The sequence below is a fragment of the Paracoccus alkanivorans genome (assembly GCF_003697785.1).
Taxonomy (GTDB): domain Bacteria; phylum Pseudomonadota; class Alphaproteobacteria; order Rhodobacterales; family Rhodobacteraceae; genus Paracoccus; species Paracoccus alkanivorans.
On record NZ_QOKZ01000006.1, the window covers coordinates 270,142 to 290,390 of the forward strand.

At 65.3% G+C, this 20,249-nt stretch carries 18 protein-coding genes; 8 read left to right on the forward strand and 10 right to left on the reverse strand.

Annotated features, from left to right (window positions below; genetic code table 11):
- Positions 1-302: 302 nt before the first annotated feature.
- The 4 genes from fdxA to C9E81_RS16420 form a co-directional block, all read right to left on the reverse strand.
- Positions 303-641 (reverse strand): ferredoxin FdxA, encoded by a 339-nt coding sequence (gene fdxA, locus C9E81_RS16405; RefSeq protein WP_106692535.1) that lies wholly within the window; start codon positions 639-641, stop codon positions 303-305.
- 257 nt (positions 642-898) lie between these two features.
- Positions 899-1,210: an RNA-binding S4 domain-containing protein gene (locus C9E81_RS16410; protein WP_122113425.1), complete on the reverse strand. Its 312-nt coding sequence runs from the start codon at positions 1,208-1,210 to the stop codon at positions 899-901.
- Positions 1,207-4,038: a helicase-related protein gene (locus tag C9E81_RS16415; protein WP_122113491.1), complete on the reverse strand. Its 2,832-nt coding sequence runs from the start codon at positions 4,036-4,038 to the stop codon at positions 1,207-1,209. The genes C9E81_RS16410 and C9E81_RS16415 overlap by 4 nt, the downstream gene beginning before the upstream one ends.
- Before the next feature lie 10 nt (positions 4,039-4,048).
- Positions 4,049-4,516, reverse strand: a complete 468-nt coding sequence (locus C9E81_RS16420) for a tetratricopeptide repeat protein (RefSeq protein ID WP_341802644.1) — start codon at positions 4,514-4,516, stop codon at positions 4,049-4,051.
- Positions 4,517-4,691: 175 nt separating this feature from the next.
- On the opposite strand from C9E81_RS16420, the gene C9E81_RS16425 reads away from it, so the two are divergent.
- Positions 4,692-4,976 (forward strand): SCP2 sterol-binding domain-containing protein, encoded by a 285-nt coding sequence (locus C9E81_RS16425; protein WP_122113492.1) that lies wholly within the window; start codon positions 4,692-4,694, stop codon positions 4,974-4,976.
- 11 nt (positions 4,977-4,987) lie between these two features.
- Positions 4,988-5,935, forward strand: a complete 948-nt coding sequence (locus C9E81_RS16430; RefSeq protein WP_243698692.1) for an alpha/beta fold hydrolase — start codon at positions 4,988-4,990, stop codon at positions 5,933-5,935.
- 132 nt (positions 5,936-6,067) lie between these two features.
- Here the strand turns inward: C9E81_RS16430 and C9E81_RS16435 are convergent, their stop codons facing one another.
- Entirely contained in the window at positions 6,068-6,616 is a 549-nt protein-coding gene (locus C9E81_RS16435) for a peroxiredoxin (RefSeq protein ID WP_122113427.1), read from the reverse strand.
- A gap of 147 nt (positions 6,617-6,763) precedes the next feature.
- Here C9E81_RS16435 and lipA point away from each other — a divergent pair, with 147 nt between their 5' ends.
- Complete coding sequence (gene lipA, locus C9E81_RS16440; protein ID WP_122113428.1) at positions 6,764-7,717, forward strand: lipoyl synthase; 954 nt, start codon at positions 6,764-6,766, stop codon at positions 7,715-7,717.
- Between the two features lie 30 nt (positions 7,718-7,747).
- Here lipA and C9E81_RS16445 read toward each other — a convergent pair whose 3' ends face one another.
- Positions 7,748-8,731 (reverse strand): AraC family transcriptional regulator, encoded by a 984-nt coding sequence (locus C9E81_RS16445; protein ID WP_122113429.1) that lies wholly within the window; start codon positions 8,729-8,731, stop codon positions 7,748-7,750.
- 78 nt (positions 8,732-8,809) lie between these two features.
- Here C9E81_RS16445 and C9E81_RS16450 point away from each other — a divergent pair, with 78 nt between their 5' ends.
- Positions 8,810-10,015: an MFS transporter gene (locus C9E81_RS16450; RefSeq protein WP_122113430.1), complete on the forward strand. Its 1,206-nt coding sequence runs from the start codon at positions 8,810-8,812 to the stop codon at positions 10,013-10,015.
- Between the two features lie 71 nt (positions 10,016-10,086).
- On the opposite strand, the gene C9E81_RS16455 is transcribed toward C9E81_RS16450, so the two are convergent.
- Complete coding sequence (locus C9E81_RS16455; protein ID WP_122113431.1) at positions 10,087-10,800, reverse strand: GntR family transcriptional regulator; 714 nt, start codon at positions 10,798-10,800, stop codon at positions 10,087-10,089.
- On the reverse strand, positions 10,797-12,161 hold the full coding sequence (locus C9E81_RS16460; protein WP_122113432.1) for a formimidoylglutamate deiminase: 1,365 nt from the start codon (positions 12,159-12,161) through the stop codon (positions 10,797-10,799). The genes C9E81_RS16455 and C9E81_RS16460 overlap by 4 nt, the downstream gene beginning before the upstream one ends.
- A gap of 110 nt (positions 12,162-12,271) precedes the next feature.
- Here C9E81_RS16460 and hutI point away from each other — a divergent pair, with 110 nt between their 5' ends.
- From hutI to hutU, 4 genes are all read left to right on the forward strand, one after another.
- On the forward strand, positions 12,272-13,474 hold the full coding sequence (hutI, locus tag C9E81_RS16465; protein ID WP_122113433.1) for an imidazolonepropionase: 1,203 nt from the start codon (positions 12,272-12,274) through the stop codon (positions 13,472-13,474).
- A complete protein-coding gene (gene hutH, locus C9E81_RS16470) occupies positions 13,443-15,008 on the forward strand; it encodes a histidine ammonia-lyase (RefSeq protein WP_122113434.1) in 1,566 nt (521 codons plus the stop codon). The genes hutI and hutH overlap by 32 nt, the downstream gene beginning before the upstream one ends.
- Complete coding sequence (hutG, locus tag C9E81_RS16475) at positions 15,005-15,799, forward strand: N-formylglutamate deformylase (protein ID WP_122113435.1); 795 nt, start codon at positions 15,005-15,007, stop codon at positions 15,797-15,799. Before hutH ends, hutG begins: the two co-directional genes overlap by 4 nt.
- Before the next feature lie 93 nt (positions 15,800-15,892).
- Complete coding sequence (hutU, locus tag C9E81_RS16480) at positions 15,893-17,557, forward strand: urocanate hydratase (protein WP_122113436.1); 1,665 nt, start codon at positions 15,893-15,895, stop codon at positions 17,555-17,557.
- 47 nt (positions 17,558-17,604) lie between these two features.
- Here hutU and putP read toward each other — a convergent pair whose 3' ends face one another.
- Positions 17,605-19,092: a sodium/proline symporter PutP gene (gene putP, locus C9E81_RS16485; RefSeq protein ID WP_122113437.1), complete on the reverse strand. Its 1,488-nt coding sequence runs from the start codon at positions 19,090-19,092 to the stop codon at positions 17,605-17,607.
- Between the two features lie 205 nt (positions 19,093-19,297).
- Positions 19,298-20,236 carry an isoaspartyl peptidase/L-asparaginase family protein gene (locus C9E81_RS16490; RefSeq protein WP_122113438.1) on the reverse strand — a complete coding sequence of 313 codons (939 nt, stop codon included), beginning with the start codon at positions 20,234-20,236 and terminating at the stop codon, positions 19,298-19,300.
- Between the last annotated feature and the right edge of the window lie 13 nt (positions 20,237-20,249).

Here is a 20,249-nt window from a genome sequence, read left to right on the forward strand (position 1 = left end):
GTCCGTTTTGATCATTGTAATTGCCCGTGCCCGGCAGAGGGCGCGGGAACAGCAGCGACAGGCGCACATCCTTCGGGCCTCTGACTCCCATCAGATGCGACTTGAATTGAACATAACATAAATAAGACGTTAAAAAAAGCGGGCACGCCGCAGTTTGACGCCGCGACGCAGAAACGGGATTCCAAATTCTTTTCAATGCATTAACGTAAACAAACCTGGAAGTTCACGCAAATGCGCATGCGAATCGCCTGCGATTTCCCGTCACCTGCAACCGGATTTCCGGCCGATTGTGACAGTCCGGCTCAATCGCCCTCGCCCGGCGCCTCGGAGAAATATTTCTCCAGCTTGCCTTCCTGGCCATCCATTTCCTCGGCCGTGGGCAGCGGGTCCTTCTTCTGGGTGATGACCGGCCATTGCTCCGAATATTTCCGGTTGAACTCCACCCATTGCTCCATGTCGGGCTCGGTGTCGGGGCGGATCGCGTCGGCAGGGCATTCCGGCTCGCAGACGCCGCAATCGATGCATTCGTCGGGATGGATGACCAGCGTATTCTCGCCCTCGTAGAAACAGTCGACGGGGCACACCTCCACGCAGTCGGTGTATTTGCACATGATGCAGTTATCAGTCACCACATAGGTCATCGCGGGGCTCTTGGATTGGTCTTGTGGGCTTCACCTAGTCTCTTCACCCGGATCAATCAAGCCACCCTGCCCCAGATCGAAGCCGATCGCGTATCACCCGCAGGCCAATCCGAAGGACAGCGTTCCGGTCATTCGCGCCGGGCGGCAAATCGGTCGCGGCCCACCGGTCCGCTCCTCGACGGCGTTCCTGAATTTCCGCCCATTGCAGAATATCACGCCGGCACCGGAAATTTCGCCCGGCCCGGAGGTCGAAATCATCAATTGCCGGGATCGGGCGAATCGGCGCCGGACGAAGCGGTTTCCTCATGCTCGACATAAAGGGCTTGCGCCTCGCTGGCAGGCCCGCGGCGGAGCCCGAGCGCGACGATATCCAGTATCCGCACACGGCCATGGGCAGAGACGACCAGCCGGTCACCCGGCCTGACCACCCGCCCCGGCTTGCGGCAGGGCTGACCGTTCAGGCGGACGCCGCCCGCCTCGATACGCGAGGCAGCAAGCCCGCGTGACTTGAACAGCCGCGCGTGAAACAGCCATTTATCAAGCCGCAGTGTGTCGGTGTCCGCCGTCACTTCTTGTCTTTGAGCGCAGCCAGAACCGCGAAGGGGCTGTCGGGATCGGCCTTTTTCTCGGGGCGCGAATGGAAGGTCTTGGGGCCTTGAGGCTTGCCGCCCTTTTTCGGGCCGCCCTTGCCGCGAGGCTTGCCGGTTTCACGGCCACCCGGCTTGCCGCCCTCGGCACGTGACTCCTTGCGGGGGCCGCCGCGACGACCCTGCCCCTCGCTCTGCGGACGGCGGTTGCCGCGCGGCTTGGGTGCCCACCGGAAGGTGTAGAACACTTCCATCTCGACCGGCGCCTCTTCGTCCGGAGCCGTCTCTCCTGCCGCCTCTGCCTCGGCGCGGCGTTTCTCGGCCTGCTCCGCCTCCCATCTGGCGCGGGTCTCGGCGGCGAGGACGCTTTCCTCCTCGGTCATCGGCGCGTCCGAAGTCTCGCCCTCGGCTGCGGGCGGCAACACGGGCTCGACGGGTTTGACCTTTTCCCGCTCGCCCTTCTCGGCGGCATAGCCAAGACCCTGCATCAGCCCGGCGAACTGCTCCAGCGTCATGCCGGTGATCGACAGCATGTCGGCATTCGCCTCGAACCCGCCGCGCGTGTCCTGCGCGCGCAGCAGATCGGCAAGGCGTTCCAGCATGTCTATGCGGATCGCGCGCTCGCCCGCGGGGCGATAGCCCGACAGCGTGTAATAGCCGTCCGGCACCTCGGGTATATGCGGGATCGTGACCAGGCCGGGCGGCGGGCTTTCGGGAAATTCCTCCAGCCCCTCGGCCAGCGACCACAGCACCAGCCGCAACCGCGTCGGCGCGGGCTTCAGCAGGGCCGGCATGAAAATGGTGAACTGGCCGAAACGGACGCCATGCTTGCGCAACATCCCCCGCGCTTCCTGATCGAGCTCCTTCACCTCGGTAGCCACGCCCTCGCGCGGCACCACGCCGAGCGCCTCGACCAGCCGGAAGGCAAAGCCCTTGGCCAGGCCGGTGAGCGCCTCGTCCTTCTGCATGGCAATCAACGGCTCGAACAACGCGGCGACCTTGCGATCGATGAAATGCTGCAACCGGCGGCGCACCTTTTCGGCGATCTCGGGCCCGGTCTCTTCGTCCACGAAGACCTCGACGCCGGGATTAAGCGCATCCGCCCCGCGGCTCAGCTTGCCCACGGCGGCATCGCCCCACATGAGCCCGCCCTGCTCGGTGAAATCCAGCTCGGTATCGGGCGCGTTATAGAACCGGTCGGCGCGCAGATGGAAATGCGGGCGCAATGCCTCGTAGCTGACGCGGTTCAGCATCTTTGCCTCATCCGCTGTCGCGGTCTGGTCGGGGCGGAAACGGAAACCTTCCAACCGGCCGGCGAACTCGCCCTCGACCGTCACTTCGCCCTTGTCGTTCACTTCGGCCACAAGGCTCTCCTTCTGCTTGAGCCGGCGCAAGAGAACGGATGTGCGCCGGTCCACAAATCTTTGGGTCAGAGCCGCGTGGAGCGCATCTGACAATCGGTCTTCTACCGCGCGAGTCTCGCCGCGCCAATGGTTTTCGTCCTCGACCCAGCCACTGCGTTGGGCCACATAGGTCCAGGTGCGGATATATGCCAGCCGTTTCGACAGCGCATCGATATCGCCATGGGTGCGGTCAATACGCTCAATCGCCCGTGCCAGCCAGTCCGACGGAATCGCCCCTTCCTGCAGGAAGCCGAAGATCCGGGCTAGCAGCGCGGAATGCTCGGAAGGCGAAATGCCGCGGAAATCCGGCACCCGGCAGACATCCCAGAGCAGCCGCACATCGCGCCCGCCCTGCACCCGGTCCCGGATCTCGGGCAAGTCGCGCAGGGATTTCAGCGCCGCCACGTCATCGGCCTCGCGCCCCCGCGACAGGCGTTCATGCCCCGGAGCCATTTCGAGGCTGGAGACCAGCCGGTCCATGCTCCCGTATTCCAGCGCCCTGTTGCGCCACATCAGCCGCTGGATCGGGGCAAAACGATGGTTCTCGATGGCGTCGATCAGCCCCTCGTCCAGGGATTGCGCCTCGCCCGTCACCCCGAATGTGCCCGCATCGGTATGCCGCCCCGCTCTGCCCGCGATCTGGCCCAGCTCATGCGGGAACAGTTCGCGCACGCGGCGGCCATCGAATTTATGCGTGGCGCTGAAGGCGACATGGCGGATATCGAGGTTCAGCCCCATGCCGATGGCGTCGGTGGCCACCAGGTAATCGACCTCGCCCGCCTGGTACATCGCCACCTGGGCATTGCGCGTGCGCGGGCTCAGCGCCCCCATGACCACGGCGCAGCCGCCCTTTTGCCGCCGGATCAGTTCGGCCATCGCATAGACGTCATCGATGCTGAAGCCGACAATGGCCGAGCGCGCGGGCATGCGCGACAGTTTCCGCGACCCCACCCAGCCAAGGGTCGAGAACCTTTCGCGGCGCTGGAACTGCACATCCGGGATCAGCGCCGCAATGGCCGGACGCATCGTGTCGCTGCCCAGCAGCAGCGTTTCGTGCAGCCCGCGCATGTTCAGCAAGCGATCGGTAAAGACATGGCCGCGTTCCGGATCGGCGCAAAGCTGGATCTCGTCGATAGCGACGAAATCGGCGCCTATCTCGGGCATGGCCTCGGTGGTGGCGACCCAGTATTGCACCCGCTCGGGCACGATACGCTCCTCGCCCGTGACCAGCGCCACGACCGAGGGTCCGCGCGCCTTGACGATCCGGTCATAGACCTCGCGCGCCAGCAGCCGCAGCGGCAGGCCGATGACCCCGGTCCGATGGGCCAGCATCCGTTCGATGGCGTAATGGGTCTTGCCGGTATTGGTCGGGCCGAGGACTGCCGTGACCCGGCCGCGTGTTTGCATGTTCATGGCGTCAGATATCGGTGCCGGTCTGCTGCTTTTCCAGCCGTGCCACCCCGTCCCTGGCCTCTTGCTGATGGGGGTGGATCTTCAGGCTTTCGCGATAGGCGGCCAATGCGCCCTCGTAATCCTCCATCTCCTCCAGGATCACGCCAAGCTGTGTCAGGGCGGCGAAATGCCGGGGTTCCAGTTCCAGGGTGCGGGCCAGATCGGCGGCCGCGGGGCCGAAATAGCCGGCCGCCGCAAAGGCCGCCGCCCGGGCCTGCCAGCCGGCGGCGAAATCAGGCGCGTGGTCGGTCAGCGCGGTCAGATGGCCGATGGCAGCGTCAAGGTCGCCCATGTCCAGCGCCTCCTCGCCACGCTTGAGCAGCAGATCCATCGCCGGAGAACCTGATTTCGACCATTCCCGCAGGATGTCGGTTTCGGCGATTCGCCACGCGTCATTGTCGGGCCGGGCAAGCTGCGCGAACAGCCTGTCCATATCGGCATCCTGCGCCATGGCGGAAAACCCCGTCCATAGCAGGATCGCACATGCAATGATTGCACGCATGGCTGCCGTAACGATAAGGTGGAAAAAACTTCGGACCGGGCGCATATCGTGAATGTAACCACTGAGCCCGCCGGGCACCAGACATAGCGCAAGGAGACGCATGAAAATGAGCGATATCGTGAACGCCGCCGTCGAGAAGCTGAGCGAAAAGATCGGCAGCTTTTCCTCGACCGCCAAATTCGTGATCGAGGACGAGGGCTCGATCATGATCGACGACAGCGGCGTGCGCGCGGGCGACGACGAGGCGGATGTGACGCTGACAGCCAGCCGCGAGACGTTCGAGGGCATTCTCGACGGCAGCGTCAACCCGACCACCGCCTTCATGAGCGGCAAGCTCAAGCTCGACGGCGACATGGCCGTGGCCATGCAGCTTGGCCAGGCCCTGTCCTGAACGGCTGGCGCATGATCGAACAGGCACCGTTCCACCAGCTTCCCGGCGATCCCCTGACACCCGGCTCGGCCTTCTGGGTCAAGGCGGAGGATGGCGTGCGGCTGCGGCTGGCGCTGTGGCGCTGTGAAACCATCGATCCTGTGGGCGCGGTGCTGCTGTTTCCCGGCCGCACCGAGTATATCGAGAAATACGCCGCCTTCGCCCGGCAACTCACTGATTCGGGCTACGAGGTGCTGGCTATCGACTGGCGCGGCCAGGGGCTGTCCGACCGGCTGATCGACGATCCGCGCCCGGGCCATATCGGCAAGTTCACGGATTATCAGCGCGATGTGATCGAGATGGTCGTGGCCGCCTCCCGGGTCGATCTGCCGAAACCATGGCACCTGCTGGCCCATTCGATGGGCGGCTGCATCGGGCTGGCGGCGCTGGCCGACGAATTGCCGGTTGCCAGCGCTGTTTTCTCCGCCCCCATGTGGGGGATCGAGTCGCACGGGCTGCCGCGCCCCGCCGTTCTGGCTGTCGCATCGCTGGCCAGCAGGTTGGGTTTTGGCGAGCGCCCGGCGCCGGGCACCGGTGCGAAGGGCAGCTATTTCATCGACGAGGCGTTCGGCTCCAACCTGCTGACCCATGATCTTGGCGAATGGACGCGGCTTCTGCACGAGGCGGCGGCATGGCCCGACCTGACCATCGGCGGAGCGAGCTTCCACTGGCTGGGCGAGGCGTTGCGCGAATGCACAAGGCTGGCCCAGATGCCTTCGCCCGACCTGCCCATGACCGTATCGCTCGGAGACGGGGAGAAGATCGTTTCGGCCGAGGCGATCCGCAATCGCGCCGGCCGTTGGGACGACGCCCGCCTGCTGGAATTCGAGCATTGCCGCCACGAAATCATGATGGAAACCCCCGATCTGCGCGAGCGGTTCCTGGATGCCGCCCTGCGACAGTTCGATACCGCCCGGTAGAGCGGCTTCGGATTTAATCGAATCACGCTGCGACGATCGCAAAGCGGCTTATCGCCGTTTGGACCGATCCTTGTTCCAGCCGGATGCAAAAAGGGCCGCGAGGGCGGCCCTTTCTACATCATGAGGACGGCATCAGGCCGGTTCGGCCACGCGGGCGTTCTGCAACCAGCTCAGCACCGATTCGGGCGAGGTTTCCCCATAGGGGTCTTCGGGGCAGTTATCGATGCGTCCCGGCTCCTCGAACCACGCCTCGACCACGCCGTCGCGGACGACGGCGGCATAGCGCCAGGACCGGGCACCAAAGCCCAGGTTGTCCTTGCGCACCAGCATCCCGGCCTTTTCGGTGAACTCGCCCGATCCGTCCGGGATCACCGTCACGTTCTGCAGCCCCTGCGCCTTGGCCCATTGATTCATGACGAAACTGTCATTCACCGACATGCAGTAGATCGCATCGATGCCCAGTTCGCGCATCTGGTCAAAAGCCTTTTCAAAGCCCGGAAGCTGGTAGGTCGAGCAGGTCGGGGTGAACGCGCCGGGCAGCGAGAACAGCACCACCCGCTTGCCCTTGAAATAGTCGTCCGTGGTCATCTCTTGCCAGCGGAAGGGATTGGGACCACCCACCGCCTCGTCGCGGACACGGGTCTGGAAAGTCACCTGGGGAAGCCTGTCGCCGATTTTCATCTGTATCGTCCTTTATCATCCAAAACGCCTCCCCCCTTTTCACCCGCGCCGCAACGCAGCGCGGATATGCAGATGCAGCATGACCAGCGCCGTTGATCAACCCCCCGTTTGCGATTAGGTAGAAGAAAACTCATCGAAAGGTCGGAGATGACCGAGACGACTTCCCCGCCCCGCCTGCGCCATCCTGAAAAGGCCCATCGCGCCGATCAGTCGCAGCCCCGGAAACCCGACTGGATCCGGGTCAAGGCCCCTACGTCCGAAGGCTACAAGCAGACCCGCGACATCCTGCGCGAGAATCGCCTCTCGACCGTCTGCGAAGAGGCCGGCTGCCCCAATGTCGGCGAATGCTGGAGCCAGGGTCACGCCACCATGATGATCATGGGCGAGATCTGCACGCGCGGCTGTTCCTTCTGCAACGTCATCACCGGCAAGCCCGATTCGCTCGACGTGTTCGAGCCGGGGCGGGTCGCCCATGCGGTGCAGAAGCTGGGCCTGAACCATGTCGTCATCACCTCGGTCGATCGCGACGACCTGGACGATGGCGGGGCCGAGCATTTCGCCCAGACCATCCGCGCCATCCGCCACCGCTCGCCCGGTTCGACCATCGAGGTGCTGACCCCGGATTTCCTGAAATCCAAACCCGGATCGCTGGAAACCGTGGTCGAGGCGCGGCCCGACGTGTTCAACCATAACCTGGAAACCGTTCCGGGCCTTTACCCATCGGTTCGTCCGGGTGCCCGTTATTTCCACTCGCTGCGGCTGTTGCAGCGGGTCAAGGAGCTGGACCCAGCAATGTTCACCAAGTCCGGCATCATGGTCGGGCTGGGCGAGGACCGGCAAAGCGTATTGCAGGTGATGGACGACATGCGCGCCGCCGATGTCGATTTCATCACCATCGGGCAATATCTGCAACCGACCCCGAAACATCACCGGCTTGACCGCTTCGTCACGCCCGAGGAATTCGCGGCCTACGAGAAATCGGCCTATGGCAAGGGCTTCCTGATGGTGTCGGCCACGCCGCTGACACGCTCTTCATATCACGCGGGGGACGATTTCGCCCGGTTGCGCAGCGCGCGTCTGGAAAAACTCGGGCGCGCCTGAACCGGTCATCTACCCGCCTACGAACGCGGATTATCGCGGTTCCGCTGCCGTTACGTCGTCGCTGCGCCGGATCCGGCCGGGCGGGACACCGATGACCCGCTTGAAGGCCCGCGCGAATGCCGCCTGCGAGCCATAGCCCAACCGATATGCGACCGAGGCGATGGATTCGCCATCGCGTCCTATCCACTGGGCGGCAAGCCGCATCCGGAGATCGGTCGTGTAGCGCAAGGGGCTGGTCCCGACAATTGCTGTGAAACGCTCTGAAAACACCGAGCGGGACGCACCCATCAATTTCGCCATCGCCGGCACGTCCCAATCCCTGCCCGGATCGCGATGCAACTCGACCAGCACCCGGGCAAGGCGGGGATCGCGCAACGCTGTCAGGACACCCGAGACATCGTCACAGCCGCATTCCACCCAGCCCCGCACGATCAGAGCCGCGATCACATCGGCAAGACGCGCCAGAACACCCGCCGAACCGGGGCGGTCCTGCGCCATTTCGGCATCCATCGCAGCCAATATGGCCCGCATTTCCGGCTGACGGTCCAGTAATGCGCCGACCGACATCGCTTCGGGCATCAGGGCGATCAGGGGATGCATGGTGACCAGGTCAAGTTCCATGACACCGGTCAGGATGGTCGTGTCCAGGGTCCGGCAGGTCTTGTCATCGCAATCGCGGATCTCGCAAAAGGCCCGGCACAAGGCCTGCGGCGTATAGGTGGCGATATCCCGAACGACGATCCCGGGGGCCGATGAAAGGCTGTGGTCATGTCCGCGCGGGATCAGCACGGCGTCACCGGCTTCGAGCCGGCGCGGAGCCATGCCCGGCAATGCCAGGATAGCCCCGCCTTGCCCGATGAAGTGAAAGCGCGCACCGGTTCCCGCGGGAAACCGCACGCCGAATGGCGGTGTCAAGCGCAGGCGGGAATAGCTGGCCCCGCGCAGACGCATTCCCAGAAGGACCTCGCTGACCGCATCGCGGCCCGGGGAAGTTTCAGAGTTTCGATCAAACATGAGAGACAAAATGGCATGAATAATCCGGACTGACCAGCCAGATAAAGCGCAGTTGCAATTTCCATCAAGGATCGGATCATGCCGACAGATACATTTCCCGAAACGGCAGCAAGCCCGGATTCATTCATCTCCCCCGCCGCCGAGCGTCCCGCGTGGGGCGCTGTCTTTTCCATGTCACTGGGCGTCTTTGCGCTGGTGACCGCCGAGTTCCTGCCCGCGAGCCTGCTGACCCCGCTTGCCGAAGGGCTGCAGATCAGCAAGGGCGGAGCAGGTCAGGCCGTGACCGCCACGGCTTTTGTCGCCCTGATTTCCAGCCTGCTGACCTCGGTCGTGACCCGGGGGATTGATCGGCGGCTGGTGCTGATCGGCTTTTCGGTCCTGCTGATCCTGTCGAACCTGATCGTCGCGACGGCGCCGGGACTGCCGCTGCTGCTGCTGGGGCGCGTGCTGCTGGGGGTGGCGCTTGGCGGATTCTGGACCCTGTCCGTGGCGACCGTGATGCGCCTTGTGCCCGAGAGCGCGATCCCGCGCGCCCTCGCGATCATGTTCATGGGAGTTTCGGCCGCCACCGTCTTTGCCGTTCCGGTTGGCAGCTATCTGGGCGCGCTGATCGGCTGGCGCGGGGTATTTTTCGCGGCCACCGGCCTCGGCATGCTGGCGCTATTGGTGCAGATCGTCACGCTGCCTTCCCTGCCATCGCGCGGCAAGGCAAGGCTGGGCACGCTGATCGAGGTTCTGGGCCGTCCCGGTATCGGCATCGGCATGATCGCCGTGCTGCTGGTCTTTGCCGGGCATTTCACCTTCTTCACCTATATCCGCCCGTTTCTGGAACTGGTCACTGGCGTCGGGGTGGATGGCGTCACCGCGATCCTCTTTGCCTTCGGAATCGCCAATTTCGCGGGCACCTACCTGATCGCCTATGTCATTGACCGGTCACTCTGGCTGGCCCTGCTGGCGATGCCCCTGACGATGGCGATACTTGCCCTGCTGCTTTCCTCCCTGGGCGGCACGGCAGCGCTCGACGCGGCGATGGTGGGACTGTGGGGGCTGGTCTTCGCCGGCGTCCCGGTCTCGTGGTCCACCTGGATCACGCGCTCCATGCCCGACGAGGCCGAGGCCGGCGGCGGTCTGATCGTCGCGGCGATCAACCTTGCCATCGCGACCGGGGCGGCAGGAGGCGGCGCCGTGCTTGAACTTTCCGGTCCACGCGGCGTGTTTCTGGTCAGCGGGCTGATCCTCGGCCTCGCCGTGCTGGCCATCCTGACCAGGGTCCGGGTCAGATAAGCGGCCTGTGCCATCGAAGCGGCACCGGCGCTCACGCGGGCGCCGGTCACAAGCGGCCAGAGCCGGATTTCTCAGTCCGCGGTGCTGATGACATATCCGGGATGGCAGGCGATGCGGACGGTGGTGATCGGGCCCGTATCGTTCCAGGTGCTGCGATGCAGAATCAACAGCGCCTGCCCCTTCGGAACCCCGAGCATGCGCGCGTCCCGCGCATCGGCATTCTCGGCCGAAAAGGCGATATCCGCGCGCAGATAGGGGGCGTTGCGCACCAGCCATTCATTGGCGTTCTGATGGCGGAAATCGACCTTGTCGAGACCCGGCACCGAATCCGGGTTGATCCAGCGGTCCTCGAACTGGAACGCCCGCTCATCGCCATAATGCACGGCGCGCAGATGGATGAACTCCCGGCCGGGCGGGACGCCGATCCGCGCGGCCGTCTCGTCCGGGATCGGACTGCGCCGCTGCGCGACGACGCGATGGCCGTATTTCATCCCGGCACGCTCGATCTGCTCGCGGACAATGGGGATGGTGAAGATCGCCTTACGGACGGGATTGAGCGCCACCCGCGTGCCCGCCCGCCGCCTGCGGTCCAGCAGCCCCTCATCGGCCAGCAATTGCAGCGCCTTGTTGACCGTCGCCCGCGCCACGCCGAAGGTGACGGCCAGATCGGCCTCGTCGGGAATCCGTTCGCCCTGCTGCCATTCCCGCTCGACGATACGACGGCGCACCTCGCCCGCGATGAGCTGCGCCTTGGGCGAGGTCGAGCCGGGCTGACGGTCGTTCACATCCGCTCCTGCAATCTGGTGATCCGGGCCATGTATTCGGCAGTGATCCGGTCACGGTCAATATGCCGTCCGTCACGGACCACATGCCGCCCCGCCGCCCAGACATCGCGGATCAATCCATCGCCACCGGCAAAGATCAGGCTGTCCAGCATCTGGTCGCCATCGCGCGCCGCCATCACCGGGTTTTGCAGCGACACCGCGCAGAAATCGGCCCAGAGCCCCGCCCGGATCGCGCCGCTTTCGCGTCCGGCGGCACGCGCACCACCCTCCAGCCCGGCCTCGTAGAGCACCCGCCCGGTCGAGCGTTCGGGCTGCGCCAGGATGGCGCGGGCGGTATCGCGCAGGCGCTGGCTGTATTCCAGCGTGCGCAGTTCCTCGATCAGCGAGATGCGGATATTGCTGTCCGAGCCGAAGCCGAGCCGCCCCCCGGCCCCGCGCCAGGTGGTGCCGTTGAAGATACCGTCGCCAAGGCTGGATTCGGTAATCGGGCACAGCCCCGCCACGGCGCCGGCCCCAGCCAGCCTGCGGGTTTCGTCCTCGGTCATGTGGGTCAGGTGGATCAGCGTCCAGTTGCCGTCCGGGGCGTGGTTGTCCAGCAGCCACTCGACCGGGCGAAGCCCGTGGGTTGCCTGCACCTCCTCGATCTCGGGGATCTGCTCGGCCAGGTGCATGTGCAGCGGACGGCCCGGGCGCAGCGCGGTGCAGGCCGCCAAGCCTTCGGGGCTGACGGCACGCAGGGAATGCGGCGCCACCCCGATCCCGGCATCAAGGGGCAGGTCGTGCAGGCTTGCCTCGGCGGCGTCCAGCAGGCGGGCGAAGCCATCCGGATCGGTGCCGAAACGCGCCTGTCCGGGGCCGAGCGGCCGCCCGTCGCAGCCGCCGAACTGGTAATGCACCGGCAACAGCGTCAGCCCGATTCCGGTCCGGCTGGCGGCTGCGGCGATGCGTTCGGACATCTCGGCGATATTGTCATAGCCCGCGCCGCCGGGGCGGTGATGCAGGTAATGGAATTCGACATTGGTGGCATAGCCCGCCTCCAGCATCTCCATCTGCACCAGCGCGGCGATGGCCTCGACATCCTCGGGGGTCAGGTGATCGAGAAAGCGGAACATGATCTGCCGCCATGTCCAGAACGTGTCGCGGGGATGGGGGCCGCGCGCCTCGGACAGCCCGGCCATGGCGCGCTGGAAGGCATGCGAATGCAGGTTCGCCATCGCGGGCAGCAGCAATTCGACCCGCTGGCCATCCGGCGCGGCATCGGGCGTGACCGCCCTGATACGGCCATCGGCGGCCAGTTCGACCCGCGTATTCCGCGCCCATCCGCCGGGCAACAATGCCTGCTCCGCCCATATCACGGTCATCCCGTCTTCCTTTCCTCCGGTCACGGTCGGACGGCGATTGACGCCCGATAAGTTTATACATATAGAATAATTAAGTTTAGACATAATTCAATATCGAAAACGGGGCAACCATGCGGCTTCTCAGCAATGCCAGGCTTGCGCGGATTGACGGGAAATCAGCGCATTACGCGGTGAGCGAACCATTGTCGCTGGTCATGCGGGGCGACCGAATCGCGTGGATCGGGGCGGCGGATGCGCTGCCTGACGAATTCGCGGGGGCCGTGCCGCATGACCTTGGCGGGCGGATCGTCACGCCGGGGCTGATCGATTGCCACAGCCATATCGTCTTTGGCGGCGACCGCGCCCGTGAATTCGAGATGCGGTTGGAAGGCGCCAGCTACGAGGAAATCGCGCGGGCGGGAGGCGGCATCCTCTCGACCGTCAAACATACCCGCGAGGCGGATGAGGCCAGCCTTCTGGCCTCGGCGCTGCCGCGCGTCGATGCACTGCTGGCCGAAGGCGTGACCACGCTGGAGATCAAGTCGGGCTATGGTCTGGATATCGAGACCGAGATCAAGATGCTGCGCGTGGCCCGCCGGATCGGGCAGGAGCGCCGCGTGACCATCCGCACGACATGGCTGGCCGCCCATGCCCTGCCGCCGGAATACAGGGAGGACCGGGCGAGCTATCTGCGCGATGTCATCATCGCGGGGATGGAGCGCGCCCATGCCGAGGGGCTGATCGACGCGGTGGACGGGTTCTGCGAGGGCATCGCCTTCACGCGCGACGAGATGGCGCAGGTCTTCGATCACGCCGCCCGCCTTGGCCTGCCGGTCAAGCTGCATGCCGAGCAATTGTCGGACCTGGGCGGGGCGGCGATGGCCGCGCGGCATGGTGCGTTGTCGGCGGATCACCTGGAATATCTGGGTGCGGATGGAATCGAAGCCATGGCAGCCTCGGGCACGGTGGCGGTGCTGCTGCCCGGTGCCTTCTATACGCTGCGCGAAACGCAATTGCCGCCGGTGCAGGCACTGCGCGATGCCGGGGTGCCGATGGCACTGGCCACGGATTGCAATCCGGGCTCCTCGCCGCTGACCTCGCTTCTGCTGGTCATGAACATGGCCGCGACGCTGTTCCGGATGACGCCCTCGGAATGCCTGGCGGGTGTCACCGCCCATGCCGCCCGTGCGCTTGGCATGGGTGATCGCGGCGCGATCACGGTGGGCAGCCGCGCCGACCTGGCGATCTGGAATATCACCCATCCGGCCGAACTCAGCTATCGGATCGGCTTCAACCCGCTTCATGCCCGCATCTACGGAGGCGAATTTGCCTGAACTGATCCTCACCCCCGGCGAGGCAACCCTTGCCCAGCTTGAACGCGTCTGGCGCGAGGGGCTGGCCGTCCGGCTGGCTGACAGCGCCCGCGCGGGTATCGATGCCTCGGCGGCGCAGATCGAGGCTGCCGCGAATGGCAATCAGCCGGTCTATGGCGTGAATACCGGTTTCGGCAAGCTGGCCTCGATCAAGATCCGGGCCGAGGATACCGCAACGCTGCAACGCAACCTGATCCTGTCGCATTGCTGCGGCGTGGGCGAGCCGGTCGAGCCCGAGACCACAAGGCTGATCATGGTGCTGAAGCTTCTGTCGCTCGGGCGCGGCGCGTCGGGTGTGCGGCCCGAGGTGATCGCGCTGATCGAGGGAATGCTGGCCCGCGACGTGCTGCCGGTGATCCCCGCGCAGGGCTCGGTCGGGGCCTCGGGCGATCTGGCGCCGCTGGCGCATATGGCCGCCGTGATGCTGGGCGAGGGCCGCGCCACCCATGACGGGCACGAGATGAGCGGCGCCGAGGCCTTGGCGGTGGCGGGGCTGGCGCCGGTGGTGCTGGCCGCCAAGGAAGGGCTGGCGCTGATCAACGGCACACAGGTCTCGACCGCATTCGCGCTGGCCGGGCTGTTCGAGGCATTCGCCTCGGCCCGTGCCGCGCTGGTTACATCGGCGCTGTCCACCGACGCGATCATGGGCTCGACCGCGCCTTTCCTGGACGAGATCCACCAGCTGCGCGGCCATCGCGGTCAGATCCTGTCGGCGCGGGTCATCCGGGGGCTGATGGAGGGCAGCGAGATCCGCGAAAGCCACCGCGAGGGCGATGCCCGCGTGCAGGACCCCTATTGCATCCGCTGCCAGCCGCAGGTGACCGGCGCCTGTCTCGACCTGCTCTGGCAGGCCGCCCACACGCTGCGGATCGAGGCGAATGCCGCCACCGACAACCCGCTGGTGCTGGCCGAGGCCGGGCGGATCGTCTCGGGCGGGAATTTCCACGCCGAGCCGGTGGGTTTCGCCGCCGACCAGATCGCGCTGGCCATCGCCGAGATCGGCGCCATCGCGCAGCGCCGCATTGCGCTGATGGTGGACCCGGCGCTGAGCCATGACCTGCCGCCCTTCCTGACCCCCGATCCGGGGCTGAACAGCGGGCTGATGATCGCCGAGGTCACCAGCGCCGCGCTGATGAGCGAGAACAAGCACCTGGCCAATCCCTGCAGCACCGATTCCACGCCCACAAGCGCCAACCAAGAGGATCATGTCAGCATGGCCGCCCATGGCGCGCGGCGCTTGCGGCGCATGAATGCCAACCTGTCGCAGATCATCGGGATCGAGGCGCTTTGCGCGGCGGCGGGGGTGGAGTTCCGCGCGCCCCTTGCGACATCAGGCCCGTTGCGGGCGGTGATCGCCCGGCTGCGCGAAACCGTCCCGGCGCTGGATCAGGACCGCTACCTCGCCCCCGACCTGGCCGAAGCGGCCATGCTGGTCCGCTCGGGCGCATTGGCCGGCGCGGTGCCCGCCGGTCTTCTGAAGGAGGTCTGCCCGTGAATCCCGTTGACGTCACGAGGGGCGACGGCCCGGTCATCCTTGGGCTGCCGCATACCGGAACCTTTCTGCCCGATGATATCCTGACAAGGCTGAACCCGCGCGGACAGCTTTTGGCCGATACCGACTGGCATATCCACCGGCTCTATGAGGGGCTGCTGCCCGGCGCGACCACGGTGCGGGCGCGGTTCCATCGCTATGTCATCGATGCCAATCGCGGCCCCGACGATGCCAGCCTCTATCCCGGCCAGAACACCACCGGGCTCGTGCCTCTAACCGATTTCGACGGCGAGCCGATCTGGACCGAGACGCCCGGCCCGGAAGAGATCGCCGGGCGCAAGACCCGTTTCCACGCCCCCTACCACGCCGCACTTGCCGCAGAGATCGAGCGGGTTCGCGCGAAACATGGCGTGGCGATCCTGTATGACTGCCACTCGATCCGCAGCGAGATCCCGTTTCTCTTCGAGGGCAGGCTTCCGGATTTCAACATCGGCACGAATATGGGCGCGAGCTGCGATCCGCGTATCGAGGCGGCTGCGTGCGATGTCGTTAAGGCGACCGGGCGCAGCTGGGTGGTGAATGGCCGCTTCAAGGGCGGCTGGACGACGCGGCATTACGGCCAGCCCGCACGCGGTGTCCACGCCATCCAGATGGAACTGGCGCAATCGACGCATCTGGCAACGGAGGCTCCGCCCTTCGATTACGACGAAGGAAAGGCCGGGGCATTGCGGGAATCCCTGCGCGGGATCCTGGGCCGGTTGGCAGCGTTGGCGCCGGTGCTGGCGGCCGAATAACTGCGTCCCGCGATGGCCGGGGCTCTGCCCCGGACCCCGAGGTATTTGCACAAAGAAGAAATACAGGTTTTCCGATCTGCTTGGGAGCAAGACATGAACAATCCCCGCCACAATAGCCGCGACATCTATCCTGCCACCGGCACCGAGATCACCGCGAAGAGCTGGTTGACCGAGGCGCCGATGCGGATGCTGATGAACAACCTGCATCCCGACGTGGCCGAGAATCCGCATGAGCTGGTCGTCTATGGCGGCATCGGCCGGGCGGCGCGGACATGGAAGGATTTCGACCTGATCGTGGACAGCCTGAAGGCACTGGAGGAGGACCAGACCCTGCTGGTCCAGTCCGGCAAGCCGGTCGGCGTGTTCCGGACCCACAAGGATGCGCCCCGCGTGTTGATCGCCAATTCCAACCTGGTGCCGCATTGGGCGAATTGGGATCATTTCAACGAACTCGATAAGAAGGGGCTGGCCATGTATGGCCAGATGACCGCCGGATCCTGGATCTATATCGGCAGCCAGGGCATCGTGCAGGGCACCTACGAGACCTTTGTCGAGGCAGGGCGCCAGCATTACGGCGGCAATCTGACCGGGCGCTGGATCCTGACCGCCGGATTGGGCGGGATGGGCGGCGCGCAGCCACTGGCGGCGGTGATGGCCGGGGCCTGCTGTCTGGCCGTGGAATGCGACGAGACCCGCGCCGATTTCCGGCTGCGGACGCGCTATGTCGACGCGAAGACCCATAGCCTCGACGAGGCGCTTGCCATGATCGATCAATGGACCGGGGCGGGCGAGGCGAAATCGGTGGCGCTGATCGGCAATGCGGCCGATGTGTTCCCGGAACTGGTCCGTCGCGGCATCCGCCCCGACATCGTCACCGATCAGACCAGCGCGCATGACCCCGTGCATGGCTATCTGCCCAAAGGGTGGAGCGTCGCGGAATGGCGGGCGAAGCAGGAAAGCGATCCCAAATCCGTCGAAAAGGCCGCTCGCGCCAGCATGCGCAAACATGTCGCCGCGATGGTGGATTTCTGGAATGGGGGCGTGCCGACACTGGATTACGGCAACAATATCCGCCAGGTCGCCAAGGAGGAGGGGCTGGAGAACGCATTCGCCTTCCCCGGCTTCGTGCCCGCCTATATCCGCCCGCTTTTCTGCCGCGGCATCGGCCCGTTCCGTTGGGCGGCGCTGTCTGGTGATCCCGAGGACATCTATCGCACCGATGCCAAGGTGAAGGAACTGATCGACGACCCGCATCTGCATAACTGGCTGGACATGGCCCGCGAGCGGATCAGTTTCCAGGGCCTGCCCGCGCGGATCTGCTGGGTCGGGCTGGGGCTGCGCCACAAGCTGGGGCTGGCCTTTAACGAGATGGTCCGCAATGGCGAGTTGAAAGCCCCGATCGTGATCGGCCGCGACCACCTGGATTCCGGCTCGGTCGCCTCGCCCAACCGCGAGACCGAGGCGATGAGGGACGGCTCGGACGCGGTGTCGGACTGGCCGCTTCTGAATGCGCTGCTGAACACGGCCTCGGGGGCGACCTGGGTCAGCCTGCATCACGGCGGCGGTGTCGGCATGGGCTTTTCGCAGCATTCCGGCATGGTGATCTGCTGCGATGGCAGCAAGGATGCTGATGCGAGGATCGCACGGGTGCTGTGGAACGACCCCGCGACCGGGGTGATGCGCCATGCCGATGCCGGTTATGACATCGCGCTGGAATGCGCGAAAGAGCATCAACTGAACCTGCCCGGAATCCTGTAGGAGATCGGGACGAAAGGCATCCAGCCCTGCCGGATACCGTCAGGTTTTCATGCCAATGGGCGGAATTCCCCTGCCGTTTCGGTTGCACGGCTGACCACCACGATCGCGGCCCATGCCAGGATGAAGCCGGGGATGATCTCGTAGATACCCGGCCCGCCCAGAAAGCTGCCGTCCCAGCCAAGGGCCGTCCATGCCATGACGGTCGCCGCACCGGTGACTAGGCCCGCGACCGCGCCCGTCCCGCTCATCTTGTCCCAGGTCAGCGACAGGATCATCAGCGGGCCGAAAGCGGCGCCGAAACCCGCCCAGGCATGGGCCACCAGACCCAGTATGTTCGAGTTCGGGTCCCCGGCGACCAGTGCCGCCACGATCCCCACCGCCAGAACGGAAATCCGGCCGACCGTGACCAATTGCCTGTCGCTCGCCTCGCGGTTCAGGAACAGCCGGTAGAAATCCTCGGTCAGCGACGAGGACGAGACCAGCAGCTGGCTGGAGATCGTGCTCATGATCGCGGCCAGCAGGGCGGCATAAAGGAACCCCGTCACCAGCGGATGGAACAGCAGGTTCGACAGGACGATGAACAGAGTTTCGGGATCGTCCAGCGCCAGGCCCGTCCGCTCGACATAGGCGCGCCCGAAGATCCCCAGGCTCACCGCCCCGATCAGCGAAATTGCCATCCAGCCCATGCCGATATTGCGGGCTGCGGGAACCTCTGCGACCGAGCGGACGGCCATGAAGCGTACGATGATATGGGGCTGCCCGAAATAGCCCAGCCCCCATGTCACCGCGGACAGAAAGCCGAAAAAGGTCAGGCCGCTGAACAGCGACAGGAAATCCGGATCTACCCGGGTAACGGTTTGGGCCGCCTGCCCGATGCCGTCGCCCTGCCCCGTCGTCAGGATGACGACCGGCATGATGACGAGCGCCAGCATCATGATGCAGCCCTGAACGAAATCGGTCAGGCTGACCGCGAGGAAACCGCCAATCACCGTATAGGTCAGGACGATGATCAGCGTGAACCAGACACCGACCGCGTAATCGCTCATTCCGCCGATATTGAACAGATCGCCAAAGGCGCTGGAAAAAAGCTTGCCGCCGGCGACGAGGCCCGAAGCCGTGTAGACCGCGAAGAACAGCACGATGATGATCGCCGAAACCATGCGCAGCGCCATTGCTCGGCTCGGAAAGCGGTTCGCCAAGAACTGCGGCACGGTCAGCGCATTGTCATATCGCTCGGTCTGCTCTCGCAGGCGCGGGGCGACGACGATCCAGTTGACCAATGCGCCCACGAACAGGCCGATGCCGATCCAGGCCTCGACCAGCCCGCTGGCATAAAGCGCGCCGGGCAGGCCCAGCAGCAACCAGCCGCTCATATCCGACGCACCTGCCGAAAGCGCGGCCACGGCGGGCCCCAATTGACGGCCGCCAAGCATGTATTCCTCGGAATTCGATGTCGAGCGCTGCGCTGCGTAGACACCGATCGCGATCATCAGGCCGAAGTAGAGAAGCAGACTTATCCAGACGCCGACAGCCATGGTTTTCTTCTCCTTTTCAGTCTCTTTCTTCGGGTTTCCGTTATCGAGCCTTAATACAACTCGCGGCTGATGACCACGCCCTGGCGCGAGATCGCGATCCCGGCCGGCATGGGCCCGATCGTGAACCGGAGGCCGAACGGTGAAAACGACTGCAGCAGTTGCCGTGGCCAGATTGCGGTTCCGTTCGATCCGGAACCACCAAGGCTTACCTATCGTCGTATATTCCCGTATGGATCCTGCCATCCGGATCGGACCAGGCGCGATACATGCCGGGGCTGTTGAAAGGCAGGCAGACATTGCCTTTCCGATCCACCGCGATCAGCCCGCCTGATCCGCCGATCCGGCCAAGTTCGGCGACGAGATCCCCGGCGGCCCGGGCAAGGGCTTGCCCGCCCCAACGCATTCGGGCGTCGATCTCGTGCCCGACCGCCCAACGGATGAAATATTCGCCATGTCCCGTGGCCGAGATCGCTGCGGTTTCGTCATCGGCCCAGGTGCCGGCGCCGATAACCGGGCTGTCGCCGACCCGGCCGGGCATTTTCGCCGTCATGCCGCCGGTCGAGGTCGCCGCCGCCAGATGGCCGGAACAATCCAGGGCCACCGCGCCGACCGTGCCATGCCTGCGCGCCGGATCGCAATCGTCGGGCTGGCCGAGGCGGCGGCGCTCCAGTTCGGCCTGCAACGCCGCGCGGCGCGGTTCTGTTCCGAACCAGTCCGGCTCCATCATTTCCAACCCCGAAGCCTCGCAAAAGCGGCGGGCACCATCGCCGGACAGAAGCACGTGATCGGTCTGTTCCATCACCGCACGGGCGGCCAGAACCGGGTGACGCGGACCGCAAATTCCCGAGATCGCGCCGCATTCCCGCGTCGCTCCATCCATGATCGCCGCGTCCATCTCGTGCGTGGCATCCGAGGTGAAAACCGCACCGCGTCCGGCATTGAACAACGGGTCCTCTTCCAGCGCCATCACCGAGGCCGTCACCGCATCCAGCGCGGTGCCACCCCTTTGCAGCACCTCCAGCCCCGCTGCCAGGCAAGCGCGCAGCCCATGGTGATAGGCGGCTTCGCGTTCGGGCTTCATCCGGGATTTCAGGATGGTTCCGGCGCCACCATGCAGGGCGATGACGGGGGTGATATCGGTCATGACTGAGGACTCC

Coding starts and splice junctions, on each gene's coding strand:
- fdxA (WP_106692535.1), bottom strand. CDS start 641: ATGACCTATGTGGTGACTGATAACTGCATCATGTGCAAATACACCGAC.
- C9E81_RS16415 (WP_122113491.1), bottom strand. CDS start 4,038: ATGCAAACACGCGGCCGGGTCACGGCAGTCCTCGGCCCGACCAATACC.
- C9E81_RS16420 (WP_341802644.1), bottom strand. CDS start 4,516: ATGGACAGGCTGTTCGCGCAGCTTGCCCGGCCCGACAATGACGCGTGG.
- C9E81_RS16425 (WP_122113492.1), top strand. CDS start 4,692: ATGAGCGATATCGTGAACGCCGCCGTCGAGAAGCTGAGCGAAAAGATC.
- C9E81_RS16430 (WP_243698692.1), top strand. CDS start 4,988: ATGATCGAACAGGCACCGTTCCACCAGCTTCCCGGCGATCCCCTGACA.
- C9E81_RS16435 (WP_122113427.1), bottom strand. CDS start 6,616: ATGAAAATCGGCGACAGGCTTCCCCAGGTGACTTTCCAGACCCGTGTC.
- lipA (WP_122113428.1), top strand. CDS start 6,764: ATGACCGAGACGACTTCCCCGCCCCGCCTGCGCCATCCTGAAAAGGCC.
- C9E81_RS16445 (WP_122113429.1), bottom strand. CDS start 8,731: ATGTTTGATCGAAACTCTGAAACTTCCCCGGGCCGCGATGCGGTCAGC.
- C9E81_RS16450 (WP_122113430.1), top strand. CDS start 8,810: ATGCCGACAGATACATTTCCCGAAACGGCAGCAAGCCCGGATTCATTC.
- C9E81_RS16460 (WP_122113432.1), bottom strand. CDS start 12,161: ATGACCGTGATATGGGCGGAGCAGGCATTGTTGCCCGGCGGATGGGCG.
- hutI (WP_122113433.1), top strand. CDS start 12,272: ATGCGGCTTCTCAGCAATGCCAGGCTTGCGCGGATTGACGGGAAATCA.
- hutH (WP_122113434.1), top strand. CDS start 13,443: ATGCCCGCATCTACGGAGGCGAATTTGCCTGAACTGATCCTCACCCCC.
- hutU (WP_122113436.1), top strand. CDS start 15,893: ATGAACAATCCCCGCCACAATAGCCGCGACATCTATCCTGCCACCGGC.
- putP (WP_122113437.1), bottom strand. CDS start 19,092: ATGGCTGTCGGCGTCTGGATAAGTCTGCTTCTCTACTTCGGCCTGATG.
- C9E81_RS16490 (WP_122113438.1), bottom strand. CDS start 20,236: ATGACCGATATCACCCCCGTCATCGCCCTGCATGGTGGCGCCGGAACC.